At 48.2% G+C, this 23,949-nt stretch carries 18 protein-coding genes and 7 pseudogenes; 16 read left to right on the forward strand and 9 right to left on the reverse strand.

Translation table 11 applies throughout. The features are described from left to right. Window positions 1–13: 13 nt before the first annotated feature. Window positions 14–346 (forward strand): annotated as a pseudogene (locus tag RRV97_RS02965) (iron ABC transporter permease); the annotation flags it as partial. A gap of 166 nt (window positions 347–512) precedes the next feature. On the opposite strand, the pseudogene RRV97_RS02970 reads toward RRV97_RS02965, so the two are convergent. The 4 genes and pseudogenes from RRV97_RS02970 to RRV97_RS02985 all read right to left on the reverse strand — a co-directional run. Continuing rightward, a pseudogene (locus tag RRV97_RS02970) lies at window positions 513–1,521 on the reverse strand (IS5 family transposase). A gap of 339 nt (window positions 1,522–1,860) precedes the next feature. Then, window positions 1,861–3,327: a surface lipoprotein assembly modifier gene (locus tag RRV97_RS02975; RefSeq protein WP_315611930.1), complete on the reverse strand. Its 1,467-nt coding sequence runs from the start codon at window positions 3,325–3,327 to the stop codon at window positions 1,861–1,863. Between the two features lie 328 nt (window positions 3,328–3,655). Further along, window positions 3,656–4,510 carry a Slam-dependent surface lipoprotein gene (locus tag RRV97_RS02980; RefSeq protein WP_315611931.1) on the reverse strand — a complete coding sequence of 285 codons (855 nt, stop codon included), beginning with the start codon at window positions 4,508–4,510 and terminating at the stop codon, window positions 3,656–3,658. A 260-nt stretch (window positions 4,511–4,770) separates the two neighbouring features. Then, a pseudogene (locus RRV97_RS02985) lies at window positions 4,771–7,011 on the reverse strand (TonB-dependent receptor domain-containing protein); the annotation flags it as partial. 64 nt (window positions 7,012–7,075) lie between these two features. Between RRV97_RS02985 and RRV97_RS02990 the strand changes: the two are divergent. The 7 genes and pseudogenes from RRV97_RS02990 to RRV97_RS03020 all read left to right on the forward strand — a co-directional run bounded on the left by RRV97_RS02990 (window position 7,076) and on the right by RRV97_RS03020 (window position 14,971). Continuing rightward, window positions 7,076–8,098, forward strand: a pseudogene (locus tag RRV97_RS02990) (IS5 family transposase). A gap of 616 nt (window positions 8,099–8,714) precedes the next feature. Then, entirely contained in the window at window positions 8,715–11,063 is a 2,349-nt protein-coding gene (locus RRV97_RS02995) for a type VI secretion system Vgr family protein (RefSeq protein ID WP_315611933.1), read from the forward strand. After that, the gene (locus tag RRV97_RS03000; protein ID WP_315611934.1) at window positions 11,050–11,592 is read left to right on the forward strand and encodes a DUF4123 domain-containing protein; all 543 of its coding nucleotides are present in this window, start codon (window positions 11,050–11,052) and stop codon (window positions 11,590–11,592) included. Before RRV97_RS02995 ends, RRV97_RS03000 begins: the two co-directional genes overlap by 14 nt. Next, window positions 11,582–11,986 (forward strand): hypothetical protein, encoded by a 405-nt coding sequence (locus RRV97_RS03005; protein WP_315611935.1) that lies wholly within the window; start codon window positions 11,582–11,584, stop codon window positions 11,984–11,986. Before RRV97_RS03000 ends, RRV97_RS03005 begins: the two co-directional genes overlap by 11 nt. Beyond that, window positions 11,974–12,780 carry a Tox-REase-5 domain-containing protein gene (locus RRV97_RS03010; protein ID WP_315611936.1) on the forward strand — a complete coding sequence of 269 codons (807 nt, stop codon included), beginning with the start codon at window positions 11,974–11,976 and terminating at the stop codon, window positions 12,778–12,780. The genes RRV97_RS03005 and RRV97_RS03010 overlap by 13 nt, the downstream gene beginning before the upstream one ends. Window positions 12,781–12,797: 17 nt before the next feature. Next, entirely contained in the window at window positions 12,798–13,643 is an 846-nt protein-coding gene (locus RRV97_RS03015; RefSeq protein WP_315611937.1) for an Imm52 family immunity protein, read from the forward strand. Between the two features lie 86 nt (window positions 13,644–13,729). Beyond that, complete coding sequence (locus RRV97_RS03020) at window positions 13,730–14,971, forward strand: type VI immunity family protein (RefSeq protein WP_315611938.1); 1,242 nt, start codon at window positions 13,730–13,732, stop codon at window positions 14,969–14,971. A 643-nt stretch (window positions 14,972–15,614) separates the two neighbouring features. On the opposite strand, the pseudogene RRV97_RS03025 reads toward RRV97_RS03020, so the two are convergent. The 3 genes and pseudogenes from RRV97_RS03025 to RRV97_RS03035 form a co-directional block, all read right to left on the reverse strand. Next, window positions 15,615–15,959, reverse strand: a pseudogene (locus RRV97_RS03025) (L-aspartate oxidase); the annotation flags it as partial. Between the two features lie 258 nt (window positions 15,960–16,217). Next, window positions 16,218–16,664 (reverse strand): hypothetical protein, encoded by a 447-nt coding sequence (locus RRV97_RS03030; protein ID WP_003746726.1) that lies wholly within the window; start codon window positions 16,662–16,664, stop codon window positions 16,218–16,220. A gap of 85 nt (window positions 16,665–16,749) precedes the next feature. Continuing rightward, complete coding sequence (locus RRV97_RS03035; protein ID WP_315611939.1) at window positions 16,750–17,655, reverse strand: LysR family transcriptional regulator; 906 nt, start codon at window positions 17,653–17,655, stop codon at window positions 16,750–16,752. Between the two features lie 136 nt (window positions 17,656–17,791). Between RRV97_RS03035 and dcm the strand changes: the two genes are divergently transcribed. The 5 genes from dcm to RRV97_RS03060 all read left to right on the forward strand — a co-directional run bounded on the left by dcm (window position 17,792) and on the right by RRV97_RS03060 (window position 22,445). After that, window positions 17,792–19,045 (forward strand): DNA (cytosine-5-)-methyltransferase, encoded by a 1,254-nt coding sequence (gene dcm / locus RRV97_RS03040; RefSeq protein WP_107848950.1) that lies wholly within the window; start codon window positions 17,792–17,794, stop codon window positions 19,043–19,045. 13 nt (window positions 19,046–19,058) lie between these two features. Then, window positions 19,059–20,294 carry a type II restriction endonuclease gene (locus RRV97_RS03045; protein WP_315611940.1) on the forward strand — a complete coding sequence of 412 codons (1,236 nt, stop codon included), beginning with the start codon at window positions 19,059–19,061 and terminating at the stop codon, window positions 20,292–20,294. 323 nt (window positions 20,295–20,617) lie between these two features. Next, window positions 20,618–20,926 (forward strand): alpha/beta hydrolase, encoded by a 309-nt coding sequence (locus RRV97_RS03050; RefSeq protein WP_315611941.1) that lies wholly within the window; start codon window positions 20,618–20,620, stop codon window positions 20,924–20,926. 24 nt (window positions 20,927–20,950) lie between these two features. Beyond that, window positions 20,951–21,763, forward strand: coding sequence for an alpha/beta hydrolase (locus RRV97_RS03055; protein WP_315611942.1), 813 nt, complete (start codon window positions 20,951–20,953; stop codon window positions 21,761–21,763). Window positions 21,764–22,130: 367 nt separating this feature from the next. Next, on the forward strand, window positions 22,131–22,445 hold the full coding sequence (locus RRV97_RS03060) for a LysR substrate-binding domain-containing protein (protein WP_315611943.1): 315 nt from the start codon (window positions 22,131–22,133) through the stop codon (window positions 22,443–22,445). A 30-nt stretch (window positions 22,446–22,475) separates the two neighbouring features. On the opposite strand, the gene RRV97_RS03065 is transcribed toward RRV97_RS03060, so the two are convergent. Beyond that, complete coding sequence (locus RRV97_RS03065; RefSeq protein WP_315611944.1) at window positions 22,476–22,604, reverse strand: hypothetical protein; 129 nt, start codon at window positions 22,602–22,604, stop codon at window positions 22,476–22,478. On the opposite strand from RRV97_RS03065, the gene RRV97_RS11465 reads away from it, so the two are divergent. Further along, window positions 22,554–22,961, forward strand: coding sequence for an SDR family NAD(P)-dependent oxidoreductase (locus tag RRV97_RS11465; protein WP_410505878.1), 408 nt, complete (start codon window positions 22,554–22,556; stop codon window positions 22,959–22,961). The genes RRV97_RS03065 and RRV97_RS11465 overlap by 51 nt on opposite strands. Here RRV97_RS11465 and RRV97_RS03070 read toward each other — a convergent pair. Continuing rightward, window positions 22,907–23,121 (reverse strand): annotated as a pseudogene (locus RRV97_RS03070) (IS5/IS1182 family transposase); the annotation flags it as partial. The gene RRV97_RS11465 and the pseudogene RRV97_RS03070 overlap by 55 nt on opposite strands. A 14-nt stretch (window positions 23,122–23,135) precedes the next feature. On the opposite strand from RRV97_RS03070, the gene RRV97_RS03075 reads away from it, so the two are divergent. Together RRV97_RS03075 and RRV97_RS03080 are read left to right on the forward strand one after the other, a co-directional pair. After that, the gene (locus RRV97_RS03075) at window positions 23,136–23,486 is read left to right on the forward strand and encodes a hypothetical protein (RefSeq protein ID WP_315611945.1); all 351 of its coding nucleotides are present in this window, start codon (window positions 23,136–23,138) and stop codon (window positions 23,484–23,486) included. Window positions 23,487–23,772: 286 nt separating this feature from the next. Next, window positions 23,773–23,895: pseudogene (locus RRV97_RS03080) on the forward strand (CRISPR-associated endonuclease Cas1); the annotation flags it as partial. Window positions 23,896–23,949: the final 54 nt, after the last annotated feature.

A 23,949-nucleotide genomic window follows, 5' to 3' on the forward strand; every position in this document is an offset into this window, starting at 1 on the left:
GCCTATCCGTTCCATGAAAACTCTGTTTCGTTTGTTTCCTGCCACTGTTTTGCTTGCGCTGTTGCCTTTGGGCTTCTTGGTGGTGATGGTGGTTGCGCCATTGGTGGCGATGGCGGCTTATGACGGGTCGGCTTGGTCGTTGGTATTGGCTGATGATTATATGCAGCATCGCTTGGTTTGGACGGTGGTTCAGGCGGGGGTCACTTGTGTGCTGGTTTTGCTGCTTGGGATTCCGGTGGGGTGGTCGTTGGCGAGGTTGTCGTTTCGCGGGCGTGAGATGATTTTGCGGCTTTTGATGCTGCCGTTTGTGATGCCGACTTTGGTGGTTGGGGTCGGCGTGCTATCAAGGTCGTCTGAGACCTTTGCAAAATACCTCTCTTCACCTTTTCGCTGACAGCCAGAACCCAAACACAGGTTTTCGGCTATTTCCCTCCCCCAGTACCTCCTAATTTTACCCAAATACCCCCTTAATCCTCCCCTGATACCCGATAATCAGGCATCCGGGCCGCCTTTTAGATAGCAGCGGGCACACTTAGCCTGTTAGCCGCTTTCAACAGGTTTAAACACATCGCCTTCAGATGGCTTTGCGCACTCACTTTACACAGACCGAAATAGGCTGCCCGGGCGTAGCGGAATTTACGGTGCAGCGTACCGCAGCTTTGTTCGACCACATAACGGGTCTTCGATAAATATCGGTTACGTTTGGTTTGCGCTTCCGTCAGCGGACGTTTGCGGTGGGCTTTGCGCATAATGCCGTCCTGCAGCCGATGCTCTTCCAGATGTTGCCGGTTTTCCTCACTGTCATAGCCTTTGTCGGCATAGACGGTCGTACCTTCGGCAATGCCTTCCAACAAAGGCGACAGGTGTTTGCACTCATGGGCGTTGGCGGGGGTGATGTGCAGTTTCTCGATATAGCCTTCCGCATCGGTACGGGTATGTTGTTTGTAACCAAGTTTGTAGAGGCCGTTTTTCTTTATTCCAACGGGCATCGCTGTCTTTACTCGGTGTGGTTTGGGCGCTGACTTGTCCTTCCTCATCGACTTCTATAGCCTGGCGCTGTTTGCTGCCGGCGGTCTGAATAATAGTGGCATCAACGACGGCGGCGGATGCTTTCTCTATTTTTAGGCCTTTTTCGGTCAGTTGGCGGTTGATCAGTTCCAGTAGTTCGGACAGGGTGTTGTCTTGCGCCAGCCAGTTGCGGTAGCGGCATAAGGTGCTGTAATCGGGGATGCTCAGTTCGTCAAAACGGCAAAACAGGTTGAAATCGATGCGGGTGATGAGGCTGTGTTCGAGTTCGGGATCGGAGAGGCTGTGCCATTGTCCGAGCAGGACGGCTTTGAACATGGACAACAGGGGATAGGCGGGACGGCCGCGGTGGTCTCGAAGGTAACGGGTTCTTTGACGATTCAGGTACTGTTCGATCGGTTGCCAATCAATCACCTGATCCAACTTCAATAGTGGGAAGCGGTCGATGTGTTTGGCAATCATGGCTTGTGCGGTTTGCTGGAAGAAGGTGCTCATGGAAAATCCCCTAAATGTCTTGGTAGGAATTTAGGGGATTTTGGGGAATTTTGCAAAGGTCTCTACTTGATTTTACCTTACCTCTACTACCTAATTTATTGTGTAGTGGAATAGGGGAGGTATAAGCATACCAAGTACCATCAAACTTTTGTGAAACAAGAAAGCGTAGGAGATAGCTAATCTATACTGCAAAGGCCGTCTGAAACATTAAGTTCAGACGGCCTATTTTGCAAATTTTTTGGCAAGTTGATAAGTTAAACTGTAAGAAATTTGCGAGTTAATCACATTATGAATATAAAATAATAATCTTACAAGATATAATCTGGCTGACCTTTAATTTCAAAACCTATGTTCTATTTTAATTAGAAATTCATTCCGTTCATAACGATTTAACCAAGACGAGCTTTTGTTGTCGGTGTGTTTGATGCTGAAAACGGGCGTGATGCCGCGAAGGAAAGGGCGATCGAATTTGATGTCCAACTGATAGGTGCGTTCGAAATCATGACGGCGGGTTTCCAGCCAGGCATGGTAGTCCTGATAGGCTGTTTTGCGCCAGATTGCCTGAAAGGTAGCGTCGATACCGGATTCAAAACGTTTGTTGACACCCGCGCGCAGGCCGTGTCGACGGTAGGAATCCACTTTTTCGCGGCTGTTTTTGCGTAGATAGTCGTAGCCGCCGAATATCAGCCAGTCTTTCGGCAGGGCGTAGATGGCGGTGGTGAACAGAAGCGTCTGCGGGCCGCTGAAATGTTTTAATTCGCCGCGGTAGCGGTCGTATTTGTGGTCGAGCTGCACGCCCAGCGAGGCTTGGTCGGAAAAGGTGCGGCTGTATGCCGTGCTGATGCCGGCGCTGCTGTCGCGCAGTTTGCCGCCCGACCATTCATATTGCACCTGCGGGCCGATACTGAAGGAATGGTCTTTGCTCTGAAAACTGTAAGCGGGGCTGACGTTGATATTGTGTTCGCCGTATTCCTTGTTGCCGGGATAGAGCCGCCCCCATGCATAGCCGCCCAGTTGCAGGCCGTGGTGGCCGTTGAGCGAAATGCGTCTGCTTAAGTTGGCTTCATATACCCACATCCGGTTTTTCAACGCATCGGGCGCGTAGGCGTCAAGCCGTTCGTTGCGGCAGGACAGCATTCCGTCGCCGTCTAGGATCGGCTGCCCGTTCGAATCGAAACCGCAGCTTGTCTGATTGCGGACAACCGTCGCGCCCGACGATTGGTTTAAATTGGTGTCGTAACCCGCGCCGAACGAAACCGAGCCGTTCCACGCATCGCGTTTCTTCAAAGCATCGGCAAACACTTTGATTTTCTCATTGACGGCGGGCACTTCGGGAATATCGATGCCGTCGAACAATGCCGCCGATTCTTTGTTTTGTTTGTCTATAAACAGCAGCCGCGCCAAATCCAAGCGGCCACGCAGGAATTCGGAATTTTTGCGGTAAAGCTCGCGGTATTTCGCCAGCGCGGCCTTCAAATCGTCACGGAACACCGCCTGATTGGCCTCGGCAAACAGCACTATATCGGGATCGTAAATATCCTGACGGCGGTAAATGTCCAACAGCCGAGCCGTTTCCTCTTCGTTTTGCACGTTGACCGCCTTCATCAGCGACAGCGCCAAATCTTCGCCGTCCTGCACTTCTCCCGCGCCGAACTTAACCGCCGTATTGTCCGCTTCGTTCCTTTCCTGCTGCGCGCGGCGGAGTTCCGTCCCCTGTTTGAGCTGCATGAAGCGGTCTTCCCTGTCGTCGGCAAACGCGTAGGGCAGCAGACTGATAAAAAAAGGAAGGAGCAAAAGGCGTTTCATAAAATTCTTTCCTATGTATCGGACGGCTTTGTTTTTCAGACGACCTTTTCAAAGAAAAACTGACATTTCATCTTTACCGGGCAAGAGCATTGTTTATTTGAATGAAATCCCCTGCCGGATCGTCTGAAAATGAGCTTCTCAAGCCCATCGGAACAGCACACCTTCAAACTCACGGGCCGTTCGGAAAATACCGGCTTAAACGCATTGCGAAGCCCGATATTTCCGAACGGCCCTGTACGATATGCATTGTGTGTCGAATGATTTGTGTTTTATAGGCGGACGGAATGGGGAACAACAAAAACCGTCCGCCTTATCGCATTATGATTCATTATTTGCCGGTTTTCGTACCGCCAAAGGCAGTGTTATAGGCATGGTTTAGGCCAAAATCAGCCACGCCAGCAATCGCTGCACCTTGGTTGCCGAAGAAATGACCGTGGGTCGTACCGGCCACTTTGTTTGCCGTAGCTTTACCTTCAAATGAAGCCTGCGCCGTATTAATCGTGGCATTGTTGATGGCGACATTCAAACCTGCGCGTTTCATTTCGCCGTTCAGCGTCCGTTTACCGAAATCGGCTTTCAGCGTACCGTTTAAGAGGGCTGTATTTTGCGTATGATATTGGTTGATACCCTTAACCGTATAAGTGGCAGTACCCGTAGTCGGTAGATTGGTGGTTCGACCCGTGCCGCTATAGAAGGCGGTGTAATTCGTACCTTTTGTACCGACAGCCGCACTAGGTGCAACATTAGACCAATCACCGAAATAGACATCTAAATTGCCGACTTGTGCGTAAGACAGACGACCCAATTTGGAATGGTCGGGCATTCCCGGAATCAAATGCCATACACCGGTCATCCGGTACAGATTGGCAACGGTAACGCCGTTTCTGTCTTTACCGATTACGCCACTTGCCAAAGCTCTAACGGCAGGGTTTTTTGCCACTTTATCCATTTTCGCAAATGCAACCGGTTTATTGTTGGCTACATTGCCTTTTGCAGTGCTATCGACAATCTTAATCGCCGCCTTATCTATATAAGTGGGGGTATCAGTGTCAACACCTGTCTCCAAATGCTTGACATTGGCAGCTTTGATGGAATTTGTCGCATAAGAGGCAGGATTAGCAGCAAATACAAAGGAAGCGGCGGAAACCGCACCCAACGCTAAGATGATTTTTGAAAGTTTCATAACATTTGCTCCAAAATAGGATTAAAAATACAAACCCTTCCAAAGATACGGAAAAATGACTGCTCCTGACCGTTCGTGAGAGGAGAGCTTGGTTCAAACCCTGCATCGTTTGAAAGTATTGAAACTATAATACCCAATAATAATTTATGTAAATAAAAATTACTATCGTTTTTATAATTGCAATATTTTGTAAATTTTTGAATAGTTCTGATTTTTTGTTTCAAAAAATCAGATTGTAGAGCGAAGTAATTCCAATAATCTTAAAATTTCCCACTAATTCCGATTTTAATCGTCCGCCCAGGTGCGGGCATATAGGAACGGCTCATCGGGTCGAGGTAGTAGCGGTTGGTCAGATTGCTGCCTACAAGCTCGGCAGTCAGGTTCTTGCCGATTTTGTAGCGCAAGTAGGCATCCCATACCGCAACAGGCTGCCAGCGCATGGTATCTGTATCCGCTTGAAGATTATAGTCATTGATACGATTTAATTGATCGTAATATGCCTGCCATACCGTACGGCGGTTTTGATAAACACGGCTGTGGTAATGAAAGCGGATACCGCTTTCCAATTTGTTGTGGAAGAAGCGTCCACCCAAGTCGGCATCAACCGACCAGCGCGGCTGAACCATACTGGCAAGATAACCTTTATCGGTCAAACCGCCGTAATTACATTCGGGAGCAGGAATAAATCCGCCGCCAGTCAAGTAACTGGAATCATGTACACTGGAAACGGCAAAAGATTTGTCGCAGATTTTATTTTTCAGTGTACGCAATACGCCTACGCCACCGAAAAATTTGCCGGTATCAAAGCGCGCCTGCAATTCCACGCCGGTACGGATTTGTTTGTCGAATTGCTCGAATTCAAAATTCTCGTCCCTGTCGATGATATTTTTGGTTTTGTTGCGGAAGTAGTTGATGCGGAAATCCGCATTTTTCATTTTCGGAAACAGTCCGGTTAAATCATGAATGTAGCCGACTTCCCAGTGTTTGGCGTGTTCGGGCTGCCAACCGTATCCCATTCGTGCAAATGAACCCGCAGCAGTCGAGAAGCCATAAGTCCCCTCAAATATGCTGGGGAAACGTAGGGATTCGGTATAGCGCAGATAGGCTCGGGCATTATCGGTAAAATTGACGGCGGCTGAGAATGCAGGAGCCCATCCGCTGCCACCCTGTTTGTGGGCACGTTGTAGTTCAGCAGGGGTAATCGGGGATCTGTATATTTTGTCGCTACGAGGCATAAACGTATATTTCTGGACTGTGCGCAGACTGTCCGGATCATTTGGATCGTAGGCAGGATTGACGGTTTGGCTGTGTAAATCGGAAACGGTAAACCAGGGGTTGTCAGCAGGATCCAGACGACCTCTATCGTCTTTACGCCAATAGTATTTCAGCTTATCCAGCCTTGGTCTGTTTTCGTCATTATGGGGAGTGGGATTTAATATTGCCACCCCTCTATCATCTATTACGATACTGTCTCTTGCCGCATTGAATTCGTCATTGTTAACCGCATTCAGATAATCACGATATTCCTGCTCGGTTGCTACACGGGTAAACTGAAATACCTCACCTCGATTGACTTGTAAGGGATTGTTGTATTTGTCAAATCCGGTTTTCAACCGCTCGTTGTCGTCCTGTATCTTGAAATTGGTATAGCGTGCACCTGCTGTCAAAGTCAGCCAGCTCAGCGGCCGGTAGCGGAAATTGAAGCTGAGATTCCATTCCCTGCGTCTGCCGTTTCTCGGTTCGCCGAATCCTGTCAACTGGGTATTGGTAACCAATTGCTGTGCTTCTATTTCCTCCCTGTATTTGTCCAAGCCGTCATGGCTCAATTCTTCTGAAAACTCATTGCGCGATCTCAATTTTTCATTTTGGAAGTCACCCATCAAAGTCAACGTCAGCTTATCATGCGGCTTCATGTGGTTGGAAAAATTGAAACCGTTGCGGGTATTGTTGGCATAGTAGGCATTGCCCTCTATGGTATTGAAGCGCCCGTTGGTATTCGGAAGCTGTTCGACAACATCCGGTTTTTTCGTGTAACCCAATGCCTCATACATGCGCTTGGTTTCCTCATTGTAGGTATTCCAGCGACTCCTCACAGTTTTCCACATCATTAAATTGTCCACCCTGTCTTCATACAGCGCATCGCCGGGTGAACCGCCTGCGGTATTGGTTTTGGATTTGGTACGGGTTGTCCACAATGATGCGTTCAAATCTATCCAGCGGCTGCCCTCAGGCTTCCACGCATAATCGATATTGTAGGAACGCTGTTTAACCCATGCCCTTGGCCACTCCCCAATTTTATTCAAATTGTCGGGAGTACTGAAAATCGGACCAATGACGCGGGAAGGCATGATTTCGCCGAAAGTGGAGTCGGTATGGCGCAGGCCGAATTTGAGCGTTTGGCAGTTCGGCAGGCGGAAGGTGGTTTTACCCAGCCATGATTTATTTTCCAGCGAAGTATTGGTTACCTCTCCGCCCGGATGATAAAAAAGTCCGATACGGGCAGAGACCTTTGCAAAATTCCTCAAAATCCCCTAAATTCCCACAAAGACATTTAGGGGATTTTTCATGAGTACCTTCTTCCAGCAAACCGCACAAGCCATGATTGCCAAACACATCGACCGCTTCCCACTATTGAAATTGGATCAAGTGATTGATTGGCAACCGATCGAACAATACCTGAATCGTCAAAAAACCCGTTACCTTCGAGACCACCGCAGCCGCCCCGCCTATCCCCTGTTGTCCATGTTCAAAGCCGTCCTGCTCGGACAATGGCACAGCCTCTCTGATCCCGAACTCGAACACAGCCTCATCACCCGCATCGATTTCAACCTGTTTTGCCGTTTTGACGAACTGAGTATCCCCGATTACAGCACCTTATGCCGCTACCGCAACTGGCTGGCGTAAGACAACACCCTGTCCGAATTGCTCAAACTGATTAACCGCCAACTGACCGAAAAAAACCTAAAAGTAGAGAAAGCATCCGCCGCCATCATTGACGCCGCCGTCATTGACGCCACCATTATTCAAACCGCCGGCAGCAAACAGCGTCAGGCCATAGAAGTCGATGAAGAAGGACAAGTCAGCGGCCAAACCACACCGAGTAAAGACAGCGATGCCCGTTGGATCAAGAAAAACGGCCTCTACAAACTCGGTTACAAACAACATACCCGTACCAATGCGGAAGGCTATATCGAGAAACTGCACATTACCCCCGCCAATGTCCATGAATGCGAACAGCTGTCGCCTTTGTTGGAAGGACTGCCCACAGGTACGACTGTCTATGCTGATAAAGGCTATGACAGTGAGGAAAACCGGCAACATTTGAAAGAGTATCGGCTGCAGGACGGTATTATGCGCAAAGCCCACCGCAACCGTCCGCTGACGGAAGCGCAAACCAAACGTAACCGACATCTATCGAAGACCCGTTATGTGGTCGAACAAAGCTTCGGTACGCTGCACCGTAAGTTCCGCTATGCTAGGGCAGCCTATTTCGGGCTGATTAAAGTGAGTGTACAAAGCCATCTGAAAGCGATGTGTTTGAACCTTTTGAAAGCCGCCAACAGGCTAAGTGTGCCTGTTGCTGCCTAAAAGGCGGCCCGGATGCCTGATTAATCAGGTATCCAAGGGGGGATTAAGGGGGGATTTGGGTAGAATCAGTGGATATTTGAAACAAAAACAGCCGAAAATCTTTGTTTGGATCTCGGCTGTCGGAAGGAAAGGAATTTTGCAAAGGTCTCAACAAGGGATTTATTGAGAAAAAGCTGGGGCAATTGATAAAAGGCCGTCTGAAAAACCTTTCAGGCGGCCTTTTACTTTTGAATTTTGTATGTGATTGTACTACTGAGAGAAACAGGAGTTAGCAGACTAAAATACTAGTATTATAAATTTAACATAATATAAATTAATTTCCTTTTCCCTATTCTTCTACAAATTCCGCTGTTTTGTTCCTATATGTCAAATGAGAATTAATGATACTCAAGAGAGTGTGTTCATAGTACTCCAATTTTTAGTATAAAATCAATAGGTTTTAAGCTGCTTAATTTACCACTTTTTCCCTGAATGGTGGAATAGGGCAGGGTAAAATGACTCTTTATCCCTTATTTCAACCGTTCAGACGGCCTTTTTCCCATTCATCCCATTCGCTTTACCATCGGTATTATCCCCGTTACCATACAGTGTTCATCGTCAGTCGGATATTACCCTTATGACCGCCCGCCAATCCTACCACCTCATCTTTGCCCGTTTTTTCCCCTCACTTTCAGTCCGCTCCTTCAGCGCATCAGAAGCAGTCAATACCGCTTACCGTGTCGAAATCACCGCCACCTCTACCGATTCCTCCCTGCCGCTGTCTTCCTACCTCAACCAGCGCGCAGCGTTTGAGATTCGTCCGCAGGAAGGCTTACTGTCGGAAGTGGTCAGTGCATTCGGGGCTGCTTCAGACGACCCGCCTGCGAAGCAATGGCAGGGCATTATCACCTCATGCGAGAAACTGTCCGTCTCCAAGGATGAAACCGTTTACCGCTTTGTTTTAGAGCCGCGTTTCGCGGCAATGAAACATTTCCAAACCTCCCGGCTGTTCCAACACCAAACCGTCCCCGACATCGTTGCAGCGGTCTTCAAACACCACGGCTTCTCCGGTGTCGACTACCGTTTCCAAAAGAGCCGCAACTACAGCGTCCGCGAGTATGTGACCCAGTATCTCGAAAGCGACTTCGACTTTATCAACCGTCTGTGTGAAGAAGAAGGCATCTGGTATGCCTTCGAACAGCATGAACAACATGGCGACGTAGTCGTCTTCGGCGACAGTCCCGAGCACTATTTGCGCAGCCAAGGCTTACCCGTTTCCTACCGCCCCCATGCCGGATTGGAGAGTGTCGGTACCGAAGCACTGTTCAACTTAAGCATCTGCCACAACCCCATTGTCGAAGGCATACGCACGTCTGACTACAACTACCGCAGCGCCGATACCGACCTCTTTGCCGAAACCGACAACAAACAATCCGAAGAATCTGCCGACAATACCGTCTTATTGGGCAAACAGCAGCATTGGGGCCTTCATCCCAAAACCCCCGACGAAGCCCAAGTTCAGACGACCCTGTTGAACGAAGCCGTCCTCTGCCGCCAAACCGTCGCTGCCGGCAGCGGCAACGTCGTCTCCATGACGCCGATGAAGGTGTTCCAAACCGATGTCTCCTTCCCCGAAGCACCCGACGGCTGGCTGGTGCTCAGTATGGAACACAGCGGCAGCCGCGATACCGCCTACAGCCATACCTTTACCGCCATTCCCGCCCAACTCGCCTACCGTCCCGAACGCACCACCCCGCGTCCGCATATCGATGGTACCTTACCGGCACGGGTGACCGCGGCGGAAAACTGCACCTACGCCTACATCGACGACATGGGCCGCTACCGCGTCAAACTGCCGTTTGACCTGGACGAATGGAGTCCGGGCGGGGAAAGCCGTCCCGTCCGACTGGCCAAACCCTATGCCGGTCCCGAATACGGCATCCACTTCCCATTACACGAAGGCACCGAAGTGATGCTTTCCTTCGTCCAAGGCAACCCCGACCGTCCGTATATCTCCGGCGTCATGCACGACAGCGCCCACCCCGACCACATTCCTGCCGATTGGAATACAAGGAACGTCATCCGTACCTGGGCGAACAACAAACTGAGGATGGAAGACCAAAAAGGTCAGGAACACATCAAACTCGCCACCGACTACCAAAAATCCCAACTCAACCTCGGCCATATCGTCGACTCAAACCGCAACAAACGCGGAGAGAACGGAGAGGGCTTCGAACTCAGAACCGACGGTTGGGGTGCCGTACGGGCGGGTAAGGGCATACTCGTCAGTGCACAAAACCAAGATGCCGGCGGCAAAGTGCTGGATATGGATGATGCCATCGCACAAATCGAACAGGCACTCTCCCTCGCCAAAAGCCTGAACAAAGCCGCCCAAACCGCCGACAACCACAATACCGATGAAGAGACCCAAAGGGGCCGTCTGAAAGACGCCCTCAAAGACCTGAAAGAGGCCGGTTTGATCCAAACCGCCCCGGCCGGTATTGCCACCGCAACAGAGCAAAGCCAACTGCACACCGCCAATGAAAACATCCACCTCGTCAGCGGGGCAAACACCGACATTACCGCCGGCCAAAGCCTGACCGCCCATGCGGCAGAGAGCCTTAACCTGTTTGCGCAAAGCAGCGGCATCAAGATGCAGGCGAATCAGGGTAAAGTGGAAGTTCAGGCACAGAATGACGAGTTGCAGCTGAATGCCTTAAAGGATGCAACGTTAACCAGCAGCGCAGGGAAGATTACCATTGCGGCGAAGGAGGAGATTCTGATTACCTGCAAAGGGGCGTATATCAAGTTGAGTAACGGAGAAGTTGAGATCGGGAGTCCGAAGGTGGTGCGGGTGAGGGCGCCGTTGGTGGTGAATGGGGCGGCACAAAAAGATTTTGCATTACCGCTTATTCAAGAAACCCGGTTATCTCGATCGTGTTTGAAAAAAGCGGCTGAAGAAGGTAGTGCATATGTTTTACGCTAAAAAACAAGTTGTAGAAAATTTTGGAAGAAAGCGGCATCAGGTAAGAAGTTTATATGCCGTTATCGATATGGCAGCTTTTAATCCACTCACTCGAATGGAGCTGGACAGGAAACAGAAAATAGGATGCTTTACTTATTCGGTCAGTCTGTTTGAAAACACACCTGAAGAAATCTATCCTGATTTGGCTCCCCATTTGTGCCTGATTGAAAGCCCGTCTTTTGATGCGGATGAAGATGCTTTAAATTACTTGCATAAATCCGAAAAGATACGAAACGCCGTAATATGGCTTTGGAGCAGTTATTCTTTAATCGAATTGCAGAAACACCTTCAGATTTTTTTAAATAGCAGCATGAAAAACGGCAGGGAAGTCCTGTTCCGCTTTTACGATCCGCGCGTTATGCCCGCATTTCTCAATATCTTGCAAGAGCACCAGGCAGAACGTTTTTGGAATAAAATCGACCAATGTATGTTTTGGGATGCCCGCATCGGGCAATATCAGCTCTACGAAAGGAAGGCAGATGAAAAATAACGATGAAATGGTTTTCGCACTGGACGAATTCCAGCAACGCTATTTGGAAGACTTGGAAACCAAGGAATGGCTGGAAAGGGTTATTAGAAAGGCTGGGGAAGAGCAGTTTCCCCTTTTAAAGGCCAATATCAAAGGCAAAGACCTCAATCCGATTTTGGACGACGTTGTGAGGGATGCTCGGAAATACGGTTTTGAGGACGATGACAGACTCTTGGTGCGTTACGGCATTTATGCGGTCAACAACGGCGTAACGCCGATGGACAATCCCGAGTTAGCGAGGGAAATTCGTAAAAGCGAAACTGTCGCACTGGGCATTGAAGATCAGATTGCTTTGGCAGACTGGGCGGCACGCAATTACGAAATGTTTGGAATGGAGGTCGAATGGGAGGAATAGTCGTACCTTGGATCATCCGTCCTATACCAAATATTGGTGTTCGACCTGTTCCTAATACTGGCCCCGTATCAGGAGGCACTGTCCGCCCTATACCTGGAAGCGGCATTCGCCCCCCTTTTCCAGTTTCACCTGGCTATCCAAGTTCCGTAACCAGACCTGCCGCAATGGAAAACGGGCAGGCCATTGCCCGTCCGGCAGTAACGGCAAGAGAGGCGGAGGAAAGTGCGAGGAATCGGAAGAAGGACTGCCGCTGCCTACCTTCGGTGCGGTGTGAGGGGAAACCGTTTTTTGTTAAACAAAGTAAGTTTAAACCTTGGGTGGAGTACCAGCTTTATATTGCCAACATGAAGGCTTCATTTGCTTTTATTCATGAAGGTGGGTTACTGACAGAATGGTCTTTTGGCGGTTACAACAGATGGGATGGTTTTTGGCAGGATTACTGCACCTTGGCTGAAGCCAAAGGCCGGTATGATTGGATTGACCGGATTAAGAATGGAGAAAAGATTTGGGAAAGCGTAGTTAAAGGATTTGTCAAACAACTAAAAAAGCAAGAACAAATCATCATTAAGAAGCGTCAGCTGACAGGAGGTAAAGAAATTAAACTTGAATGGCATTTAAAAGAGATAAAAACTTACAAAATTTTTACAAAGCTTATTGATATTAAAGCATTGTCAAAAAATTCTATCAGTGTCCATCATACTCCCTTTGAAGATAAAGAAGAACGGGATAAAAGAAGACGTGAATTACAAGAATATTATCGAAATAATCCTGATCTATCTGATATGTCTATTTAACTTAAAAGGAAAATAAAATGTTAAAGTTTGTTTCTGGATTTAATGACTTGTCTGAGGATGAACAAAAAATCACCTACCGCATACGAGCCTATATGAGGCAGGAAGATATATATGATAAAAATGAGACAATCCGTTTTTCCTTGGAAAATATGGAAAAGTTTTTTGCCGATATTAGACATAATATCCATGTTCTAAAATATGGGAATTTATTTTGGTATGAATATTCCAGAAGACAAAAAAAGGTTATTACCCTCCATTTACCCCAAGATATGGAAGTACTCTGTCAAAAGATGATCAAGCTTAATGCAGAAGATGATAACGATGAAATAGTTTTCCCCAATATCGACCTCTATACTTTTGCATACGGAGACAGCTTAGATGATAAGGATTTGATTATTGCCAGTTATCATACCCAACTTAAAACAGATTGTATGCTGAAAAAACATAACCGTTTGGAACTTTCATTTCACGGCGTATGGCGTCATGAAGACAGAAAACCGTTGCTAAACAAAAAAGACATCATCGATATAGTCAGATTGATTTACAGACATTATCCCGTTACTTTGGTCGAAATAGACGACGACATTTTCAATATACGTTTCCCCATGTCCCCCGACTATTATGAAGGCAGCTACGCTGTCTTCCCACACCGCGGGACTTGTGCATGGATGATAGGGCTGCCGCATAAAATCGGTCAAAGCGATATTCCCGACACGGCGGAGGCCATCGACATAGACGGCAAAAACACCCTGATTGTTAGCAACCGCGACGAATGGTTTACTTCCTTCAATGCCGAACATGTACAGAAAGCCAATTTTTTGGAAATCGCATTATGGGAAAAAGGGCTATTACCTGTTTTTTGATCATGTTCCGTTTCATTGATAGGAAGGCCGTCTGAAAACGGTTTTTCAGACGGCTTAAAATATTCGACCTCTACATAGGACAAAGCATGACCCTTCAAGAACAAAAAAACCGTTTGAACGACATTATGTTTCATGCACAGCGTTGCGAACTGTACGACGACGAACACAGGCTGTATGCCAAGATGGGGCTGGGCATTACTATATATTTCTACGGCGGCGGGAGTGAAAGCGGGCAGCGGAAGGTATTGGATGTGTTCAGAAAGTATCAGGAAAAATATAACAAATATTTGAACGGCCTATTTAGTAGTCTTCAAAATAAGAGGTTTGTCAAATTTACTGAAAAACAATTTGCTACTACTATCGATAAACTATCAGTTTATGCTGAAAAAAATAAAGGATTATTTTTATTTATAGGTACCGAACGCTGGGGAGATTATGCTAATGATTATTTGTGTACATCAGTGACAACGTCTCCAACAGGTGAAAATGACTACAACCTCCTCAGCTACCTGCGGCTCGTCTTTCCCATCGGTTGGTTGAAGGATGAAACCAAACGGTCGGAATTTGAAGAATGGGTGGATTACCTGTGCGCACAATTCGACGTACTGCACGGCTACGCGGGCTTGGAGTGTATTCTTCCTTACGGGTATCATGAATGGGAGCCGCACGAATACCAGGTTGCCACTCATTACTATAATGTGATGCCCAACTGCAATGCATTCATGGGAGATTCAGACTATCCAGATGCCATAAAAAGTATCGCTTGGTACACCATTCTAGGCAAATCCCTATTCATGCGTATCGAACCTCAGGTATGGGCGCGGCTGGCGGCCCAGTACCCCGAAATCACGGTCAAAACGCAGGCAAATGGCGTTTCCGTCATCAAAATCGACGAACTGCCCGACGTCGGCGATGCCGGAGAACCGCTGCCTTTGAATTACCAGGCATTGAACGAAGCCTTAAGGCCGGTCATCAAAGCCGTTCCCAACCGCCTGCACCACCTTTACGATGCGCCCCATTTTGATGCTGTCAAAACCTATTACTGGACACACCGCTGGGACAACCCGAATATGAAGGATGGGATATTGGACCCGGAGGGCAAAATTGTTAAAACTGCGCCGATACTGGTGGAAAACGGCGAAACCGTCCGTGTGCCGTACAGTGGAGTATGGCAGCCGTTCAACCACAATGGGGAAGCCATACATTTGGAAAAGGGAAAGCCCTTTCCCGATGTGCCCAAGCCTGAAGATTTGCTGGCGCAGACTTTGTGGAGACTAATCAGCAGGGATGACGGTGGGGACTTGCTTGTTATCCCTTCATTTAGATAAATATCAGAAAGACCATCGTAAGTAGCTTAATGGTATTTTAATGAAGCCTAATAGTAAAAGGCCGTCTGAAACATTTCAGATGGCCTTTTATATTTAAATTCTGTAAGTAATTGAACTACTGAGCGAAACAAGATTTAGCAGACTAAAATACTAGTATTATGAATTTAACATAATATAAATTAATTTCCTTTTCCCTATTCTTCTACAAATTTCGCTTTTTGTTCATATATGTCAAATGAGAATTAATGATACTCTAGAAAGAGTGCTCATAGTACTCCAATTTTTAGTATAAAATCAATAGGTTTTAATAGAAATTAGGCTGGTTAATTTTACTGTAACCTTACCATTAATTGTAGCCTGGCGAAATAGAGTAGGGTAAAGATAGTGAATTGTGCCAACTTTGTTTGAACTTATTCAAAACTGTTCAGATGGTCTTATTTCATTAATCCTAGCTTTTTTCTCTCCACAAAATGCAAAGATCATTGTTGATTAGTTATTATCACTTATAACTACTGTCAATCCCTGCATTTTAGTTTCCACCGTTTCTCCTACTTTCTTTCAATCTTTCCTTAATCATGTGTGAACCTTTTCTTTTTCAGTCAATGACGTTTTATTTATTGGAGAAAAGTTTTCACTATCAGCCTTAACAATCACTATTAAAATGTGCTCCGATAGTCTGTCTCCGCCTGTATGCGGCTTGGGCGACGGCGAGGCTGCATTCGAGCAGGTTGCGGTTTTCGTATTCGGACACGGTGTGCGGCTCGGCTTGGTTTTGTTTCCAAAGCCTAAGTTGGGCGATAGCGCGGCGCAGGTTGGTATCGTTGCGGAGAATGCCTAGATGGTGTTGGTTGAACGCTTGCAGGGCGGGGCGGCTGAATGTGTTTTGAAGGTCGTCTGAAAAGATACCCGCTTCGGAGTAGGGGCGTTTAGACGGCCTTTGGGACGGTACGGCTTGGAATGCTTGTCCATCTGCGACGGGCTGGTATGCCTGCCAGCTTTCGGCGTAGCTGCGGATGAGGTAAGCGTCGTATAAATCGTGGCTGAAGAACGACCAGAACACGGGTTCGTCCTGATAAGTCAGGCTGATGCCGTCGGGTGTATGGAGTTTCAGGTAGCCTTGCGTTTGACGGTCGATATGCAGGGCGAGGCTGTTTGGGGAGGAGGGATGGTGGGGCAGGCTGCTGCTGTATTGTTCCAGAACGGCGTTGAGCGATCGGTAGTGCATGGGGTATCCTTTGAAAGGCGTTCAGCGATAACTGATGACGATCATCGTACTGCCGTCTTTATTGTAGTAATACGCGCCCGCATTGCCCCATGTAAATCGGCGGCATTTGCCTGCTGCCGATGTTTCAATGGAGCAAGGGGCATCGCCCAGCTGCTTATCCAGCCATCGATCAAATTGTTTTCTGCGTTGCAATTCGCGCTCCTCCGACCATGCTGCCCAGCTATTGTCCTCGCCTATCGGGTAGAAGAATATGGATAAGCGCTCCAGCCGCTGCTGCTCGAACCGGGCGGTAAGGGTGTATTGTTCGGATTGCTTGGTAAATGACAAACCGAAAAATGTTATTCCCGTTTGCAGATGATTTGGGCTTGATTTTGGGAAACATGCAATCCAGTCATCAAGCGTGGTTCGTGCACTAATAATATTGCAGTCCGGCAGGATGATGCTGCCGTTTTCAGGGTTTATCTTCATCGGTTTGAATTTCCAAATGTAGTTTTCAGACGACCTGAAGGCAAGCGGAAACAGACGATGAATGTCGCTTGAGCCTTCTTGATTTTTAGGTAGCCTCTTTATCATACATTTCCCGCAACACCTCCGTCAGCCAGTCGAACACCTTTAACACGCGCCCGGAAGTTACTGTGCGTTGCGGGCAGTAGATATAGAGTTGCCACGGGCGGCGTGGGATTTCGGGGAAGAGTTCCACCAGTTTGCCGTTTTGCAGGTGGGTTCGGCACAGATGTTCCGGGATATAGGCGGCAACGCAGCCTGCCAGCGCAGCGGCGAGTTCGTTGGCAGGGTCGTCTGTGATGAAACGGATGTTTTTTGGAAAAACGTGCATTTCTGCGTTGAGCGGCCAGCCCCACGGGCGGTTAGTGTTGGCGTCAATGAGCGACGATGCGGGGAAACGGCCGGTTAATTCGTCTAGGCTTTGCGGCGTGCCGTGGCGGGCGAGATAGGCGGGGGAGGCGACGATTTTGTCGGTGGTGTCGCAGATTTTGCGGACAATCATCAAATCTTCCGCCTGTGTGCCGATGCGGATGCCGATGTCGAGTTGGTTTTCCACCGCGTTAAGTTTGGCGTCGTTGCTGCGCCAATCGATATAAAGTTCGGGATAGTCGGCGCATTTTTCCAGCAGGCGGGCGAGTATGCGGCCGTTATCGTTCCACTGTGGTACGGTGATGCGGACGATGCCGCGTATCTCGTCTTTTTCTTTGGCGGCAGAAAACAGGTTTTCGCTGTCGGCAAGGAGCTGCTGGGCGCGCGGCAGGAAGGCTGCGCCAAACTCGGTCAGGTGGATATTGCGTGTGTTGCGGGTAAAAAGCTGTTCGCCGAGATGTTGTTCCAATTCGGCAATCACGCGCGTTACCACTTGTGGCGAAACGGACAGGTGCAGTGCGGTTTCGTGGAATTGCAGGGTTTCGGCGGCGGAACAGAAGTATTTTAGGGCGTTGAGTTTGTCCATGTTTAGAATAATTACGGCAAGGCTACCTGAAAAATATAACATGCTTTTCTAGAAAATTTTGCCTGATAGTGAAATCCATACTGGATAAAGGGAGAAAAATAAGCCATAATGTCCGCAAAATTTCCCAGAGGAAACTATGGAACACACATCTTCATTAGCCTTGCTCCAAGAGGCGCGTACCCGTTATACGCAGCGGGAATTGGCACAGAAAATCGGCAAAACTGCCAAAACCATCCAGCGGTGGGAGAAGGGGGAAACGCCTTGCCCCCCGATGCTGGAAGCTGCTTTGCGTGATTTGCTCGGCCAAACGGAGCACGGCAATAAATCATACAGGTTTAAATTTATCGATTTGTTTGCGGGCATCGGCGGCATCCGCATGGGTTTTGAAGCACATGGCGGAGAATGCGTTTTTACCAGTGAATGGAACGATTTTTCCAAAAAAACCTATTTGGAAAACTACGGTAACGGGCATCCGTTTGTCGGCGACATCGTGCCGTTTCCTGCTGAAAGCATCCCAAACCACGACGTGCTACTGGCCGGATTTCCCTGCCAGCCGTTTAGCATTGCCGGGGTCAGCAAGAAAAACGCACTCGGCAGGCCGCACGGGTTTGAATGCACTACGCAGGGCACGCTGTTTTTTGATGTCGCCCGCATTATTGCTGCCAAACACCCGAAAGCCTTTCTATTGGAAAACGTGAAAAACCTGTTGTCGCACGACAAGGGCAATACGTTTGACGTTATTCTGCATACTCTACGCGATGAATTGGGCTACGAAGTCCATTACCGCGTTATTGACGGACAACACTTCACGCCGCAACACCGCGAACGCATCATTATTGTTGGTTTCCGCGAAAAAACCGATTTTTCTTGGGATGATTTACAACTGCCCAAGCAAGATCATAAGCTGGCTACCATTCTGCATAATACTGACGGATACGAACCCGTACTGCCGTGGGATGAAAACCGTTTTTTCAATCATGAAAGCGGCAAAGTGCAGGACAAATACACGCTTACCCCAAAACTATGGGCATATTTACAGGCTTATGCGGAAAAACACCGCGCCGCAGGCAACGGTTTCGGTTTCGGCATGGCTTACCCCGATGGTATCGCCCGTACCCTTTCCGCCCGTTATTACAAAGACGGTTCGGAAATCCTGATTTGGCAGGGGAAAGGCAAACGTCCGCGTCGTCTGACCCCGCGCGAATGCGCCCGCCTGATGGGGTTTCCCGATACGTTCCGCATACCGGTGAGTGATACGCAGGCGTACAGGCAGTTCGGCAACAGCGTCGTCATGCCCGTTATTCGGGAGGTGGCGCGGATTATGCTGCCGCGCATCTGCGCCATGATTGAAGCCGAAAGTACGCCGATTACCTTGCCTTTATTCGCGTAAGAAAGGGAAACTCATGAAACGCGGTTATTTGTCCGATTATTTCGAAGGCGTTGCCGTTAAAAGGTTGAGTGCGGTGGAAGCCGATGTTATCCGCTCAAACCAACATGAATTTAATGGCGTGGAAGGTTTGAAAAATATTCTTGGCGAGCCGAGCGGCAAGGTGCGTTTTACCGCCAAATTCTTATATCTGACAGACCAAGACGACGAACCGATAGCGGAAGACGGCTTTTTGACATGGTATGACGCCCGGCAAAGAGCGAGAATCGAACGTGGTGTCATGCGTTGGGAATATCGGCTTTATTTCCCGACTAATTTGGTTTCACAATGCGCCGCAGAAGGGGACTTGCTGGTTATCGCAAAGAAATCCGATGATACTTTGCTGGCCGTTGTTGCCGAAAAAGGGACAACCATAGAACATCAGATTTTATGGTTGTTCGGTTTTTCAGACCTGACCCATCCCGGATTTTCCGTCAAATCCGAATTAGAAAACGAACAGGACAGAATCAGCTTTGCTGCCAGAGTAGTTTTGGAACAAATCGGGGTAGAGATAGAAGATGAAGCACCCAATTATCTCGATGAGATGCTGTTGAAATTTAACGGTACGTTCCCCAAAACTACTGAATTTTCGGTTTACGCACGAAGCACCCTGCCTGATTTGTCTGGTTTTGAAGACCCCGACAATGCGCTTTTAAGATGGATGGAGCGCGAAGAAATCCTGTTCCGAACTTTGGAGAAACACCTGCTGGGCAACAGCCTGCGCGAACTGACCCAAAACCACGCGGAAGACACCGAAGCCTTTATCAAACTGGTGCAAAGCACCTTGCAACGGCGTAAATCACGGGCAGGCTCAGCGCTGGAAAACCATATGGAACAAATCTTTCAAGACCATAAACTGTGCTATTCCCGCACGCCCGTTACCGAAGGAAAAAAGAAACCAGATTTTATCCTGCCTTCCATTAACGACTACCACAATCTCGAATTTCCAGCTTCGCGACTGACCATGCTGGGCGCGAAATCCACCTGCAAAGACCGTTGGCGACAGATTTTAAATGAAGCCGACCGTATCCCACATAAACACCTGCTTACCTTGGAACCGAGTATCAGTGAAAACCAAACGGCGGAAATGCAAGACGAAAACATACAGCTTGTCCTACCCCAAGGCCTGCATAACACCTATACGCCGAAGCAGCAGCAATGGCTGATGGATGTGGGCGGTTTCCTTGATTGGGTGAAGACCCTTCAGTATTAGCACCTTAAATCAAATAAAGCAAAAAGCAGCCTGCAACTTCATTTGAAAGTGCAGGCTGCTTTTCAATTAGCTTTTACACTTTCCCAACGGAAAAATGTAACCACAACACATTTTTTCCAAGGAAAATCTGTTCGGCTTGAAAAATCGTCGGACACCAATGCCCGACCTACGGCTTTATTGAGGCCGTCTGAAAACCTTTTCAGGCAGCCTGCACCTTAATTGTTCCATATTCTAGAATTAACATTTCAGATTTTATTCATTGTTTGCCAAACAATCCATCCCTATAATGCACTCATTCGATAAGCAAATCGCAGAACAACCCCATGAAAAACCAAGCTAAAAAATCATTTCTGAAAACTGCTGCCGCAGCCGCCGTTGCATTGATTTTGTCCGGTCATGCGCTGGCAGACGTGTCCATTACCCCGATGAAAGGAGTTCAAACCATGCAGCTTACCCAAGAATGGGACAAAATTTTCCCTCAGTCCAATAAAGTGGAACACCACAAAGTAACATTCCGAAACCGCTACGGCATCACATTGGTTGGCGATTTGTATGTACCGAAAAATATCCGTTCAGGCCAGAAACTGCCTGCAATTGCGGTGGCCGGCGCGTTCGGTGCGGTGAAGGAGTAATCCAGCGGTCTATATGCCCAAGCGATGGCAGAACGCGGTTTTGTAACCTTGGCATTTTACGGTTCGTTCACCGGCGAATCGGGCGGCGAGCCGCGCAATATCGCATCGCCCGAAATCAATACCGAAGACTTTTCCGCCGCCGTTGATTTCCTCGGCCTGCAAAACTTCGTGAACCGCGAACAAATAGGCATCTTGGGCATTTGCGGCTGGGGCGGCATGGCGTTGAACGCCGCTGTGGGCGATACCCGCATCAAAGCCGTCGCCACCAGCACCATGTACGACATGACCCGCGTGATGGCCAACGGCTACGAAATCAACATGAAGCAGAACGCACAAGGCGGCTACGACCGCACCCCCGCGCAAACTGCCGAAGCGCGCTACCAAGCCAAACAGGGCATAAACACCCAACGCTGGGCAGACGCGGAAAGCGGCACGCCGTCGCACGGCAGCCCCGACAACCACCTGCCTTCGCAAGACAAATTGACCGCCGACACCCCGCAGTTTGTACGCGAATATTCGGGCTTCTACAAAACCCAACGCGGCTACCACCCACGCTCCGTCAATTCCAACGGCGCATGGTCGCAAACCACCCCGCTGGCGTTCATCAACATGCCGATTCTGCAACGCGCAGGCGAGTTGAAAGCCCCCGCCTTAATTGTTCACGGCGAAAAAGCACACTCACGCTATTTCAGCGAAGACGCATTCAAATCTCTAGGCAGCCAAAACAAAGAGCTGTACATCGTGCCGGGTGCGAACCACACGGATTTGTATGACAACACCACTGGCAAGATTCCGTTTGATAAGTTTGAGCAGTTCTTTAAAGCGAATCTGCATTAAGGTCGTCTGAAAGGCTACCTGAAAGCGTAAAAGCAGCCTGTACTTTTTTGTAACGAGTGCAGGCTGCTTTTTTAAGTTTCAGGTAGCCTTTGGACTTAATAACTTCATTGAAGTTATGCTTTCAGGCTGCCTTGCATTTACGACCGTTTAGCGGAATTCAAAAAACTCCAAATGTTGCGACCGCGTTTTCAGGCTGTCTGAGATGCTGCGTGTGAAACTGCGGCTGCCGCAGAGCCACAGGCTGCGGTTTACGCTATCGCGGACGGTTTGTCCGATATGTTCGGCGGTGAGCCTTTGGGTTTCGGAAGGGATATAGTGGAAATTGACATTGGCTTGCTGCGCTAAATTTTGCCAGTTAGAGCAAGCCTTGATTTCCTATCATGGTGGCAGTTTCAGCGGTATTACAGACAAAGCCTTGCAAGCGATGGGATTACAAAGAAATGTCAGCCTGTCGGTGCAAAACTTTATTGTTTTGCCTGAATTGTTGGAGCAAAGCGATTTACTGGCAGTCGTGCCTGAGCGTTTGATTGCCAACTTGCCCAATCTCAAGCGTTTTGAGCCGCCCCTTGAAATTCAAGAATTCACCAAAACACTGATTTGGCACGAACGGACCCATAAAGATCCTGCGTATCGCTGGGTAAGGGAGTTGATTGAAAAGGCTTGTATCGCAAGCGCAGTATAGGCAACGGGATGGATGATTTCAGGCAGCCTTTCATTTCAGCCAGCCCCATAAAGCTGCCAAATAACTTTCCCAAATGCCGCAACGGAAATTTTTGCCGAAACCGAACGTTTGGGCATTACAGTTGATATTTTGATAAACAACGCAGGCATTGGCGGTCATGGACGTTTTTTTGAGCGTGATTTGGCAAAAGACACGCAGATGATTCAGCTCAAGATCACCAGCCTGACGGAGCTGACCCATCTTTATCTACAAGGCATGGTAGAACGCCGCTCGGGAAAAATTCTCAACGTATCTTCTACCGCATCCTTTCTACCCGGTCCTTTACAAGCAGTGTATTACGCCAGCAAAGCCTATGTAACGTCATTCAGCCAGAGACCTTTGCAAAATTCCTTTCCCCCCAACAGCCGAAAATCTTTGTTTGGATCTCGGCTGTCGGAAGGAAAGGAATTTTGCAAAGGTCTCAGGCTGTACCATTGTCCGAGTAGGACGGCTTTGAACATGGACAACAGGGGATAGGCGGGACGGCCACGGTGGTATCGAAGGTAACGGGTTTTTGACGGTTCAGGTATTGTTCGATCGGTTGCCAATCAATCACCTGATCCAACTTCAATAGCGGGAAGCGGCCGGTGTGTTTGGCGATCATGGCTTGGGCGGTTTGCCGGAAGAAGGTGCTCATGAGAAATCCCCTAAATGTCTTGGTGGGAATTTAGGGGGTTTTGGGGGATTTTGCAAAGGTCTCAGGCTAGAAAATGGATAAGAAAAGCAAAAGAAAAAAAATCTGACACATCAGATAATAACTTGATAAACGAAATTAAAAGCAATGAAGACTTCAAGCAATCTGTTGTATTGGTACTTAACTATTTAGAGCATGTAAGATTTTCTTTGGAGACTAAAAGAATAGATAAGAATTTATTTATTCGGGCGTTAGGAGAAACCATTATTGATATTGCCAAGAGATTTGAGCCGTACGCTAAAACACTTAGTGCTCATACTGAGCAAGACTTAAAAGAATTAATTAATGAATTGGAATCAAAAAGATAAGAGGTTAATGCTTTGGGTAAGTACAGGGTATGTGCCTTTGGGCACACATGCGTTGGTAGGTTATCTGCTTTTTGTCTTACGCCGTCTGAAAACCTAATTTTTCAGATGACCTTAAAAGCCCGTAGTCAAGTAAAAGTCGAGCATAAATGCCTGACCTACTAAAATCGTTTTCAAACAGGCATTGCCTATCTAATACCTGTTTGAAAACAATACGTTATTTTTCAGACGGCCTAAACGGCAAGTCGTTCTAAAACAAAAGTGCGGTTAAGATCCAAGGAATTTCCCCATGCGCAAACTGCAAAACACGCTTTACATCACCACCCAAGGCAGCTATCTGCATAGGGAGCGTGAGACACTGGTGGTGGAACAGGAGCGTAAGAAGGTAGCGCAGTTGCCGGTGCATTCTTTGCTCTCCAACATCCGCCGCAGCTCTGCCAGTTTTTGGCGCGCTGCGGCGTTTTCT

It is taken from the genome of Neisseria sp. DTU_2021_1001991_1_SI_NGA_ILE_055, assembly GCF_032342915.1.
In the GTDB taxonomy this organism is placed as follows: domain Bacteria; phylum Pseudomonadota; class Gammaproteobacteria; order Burkholderiales; family Neisseriaceae; genus Neisseria.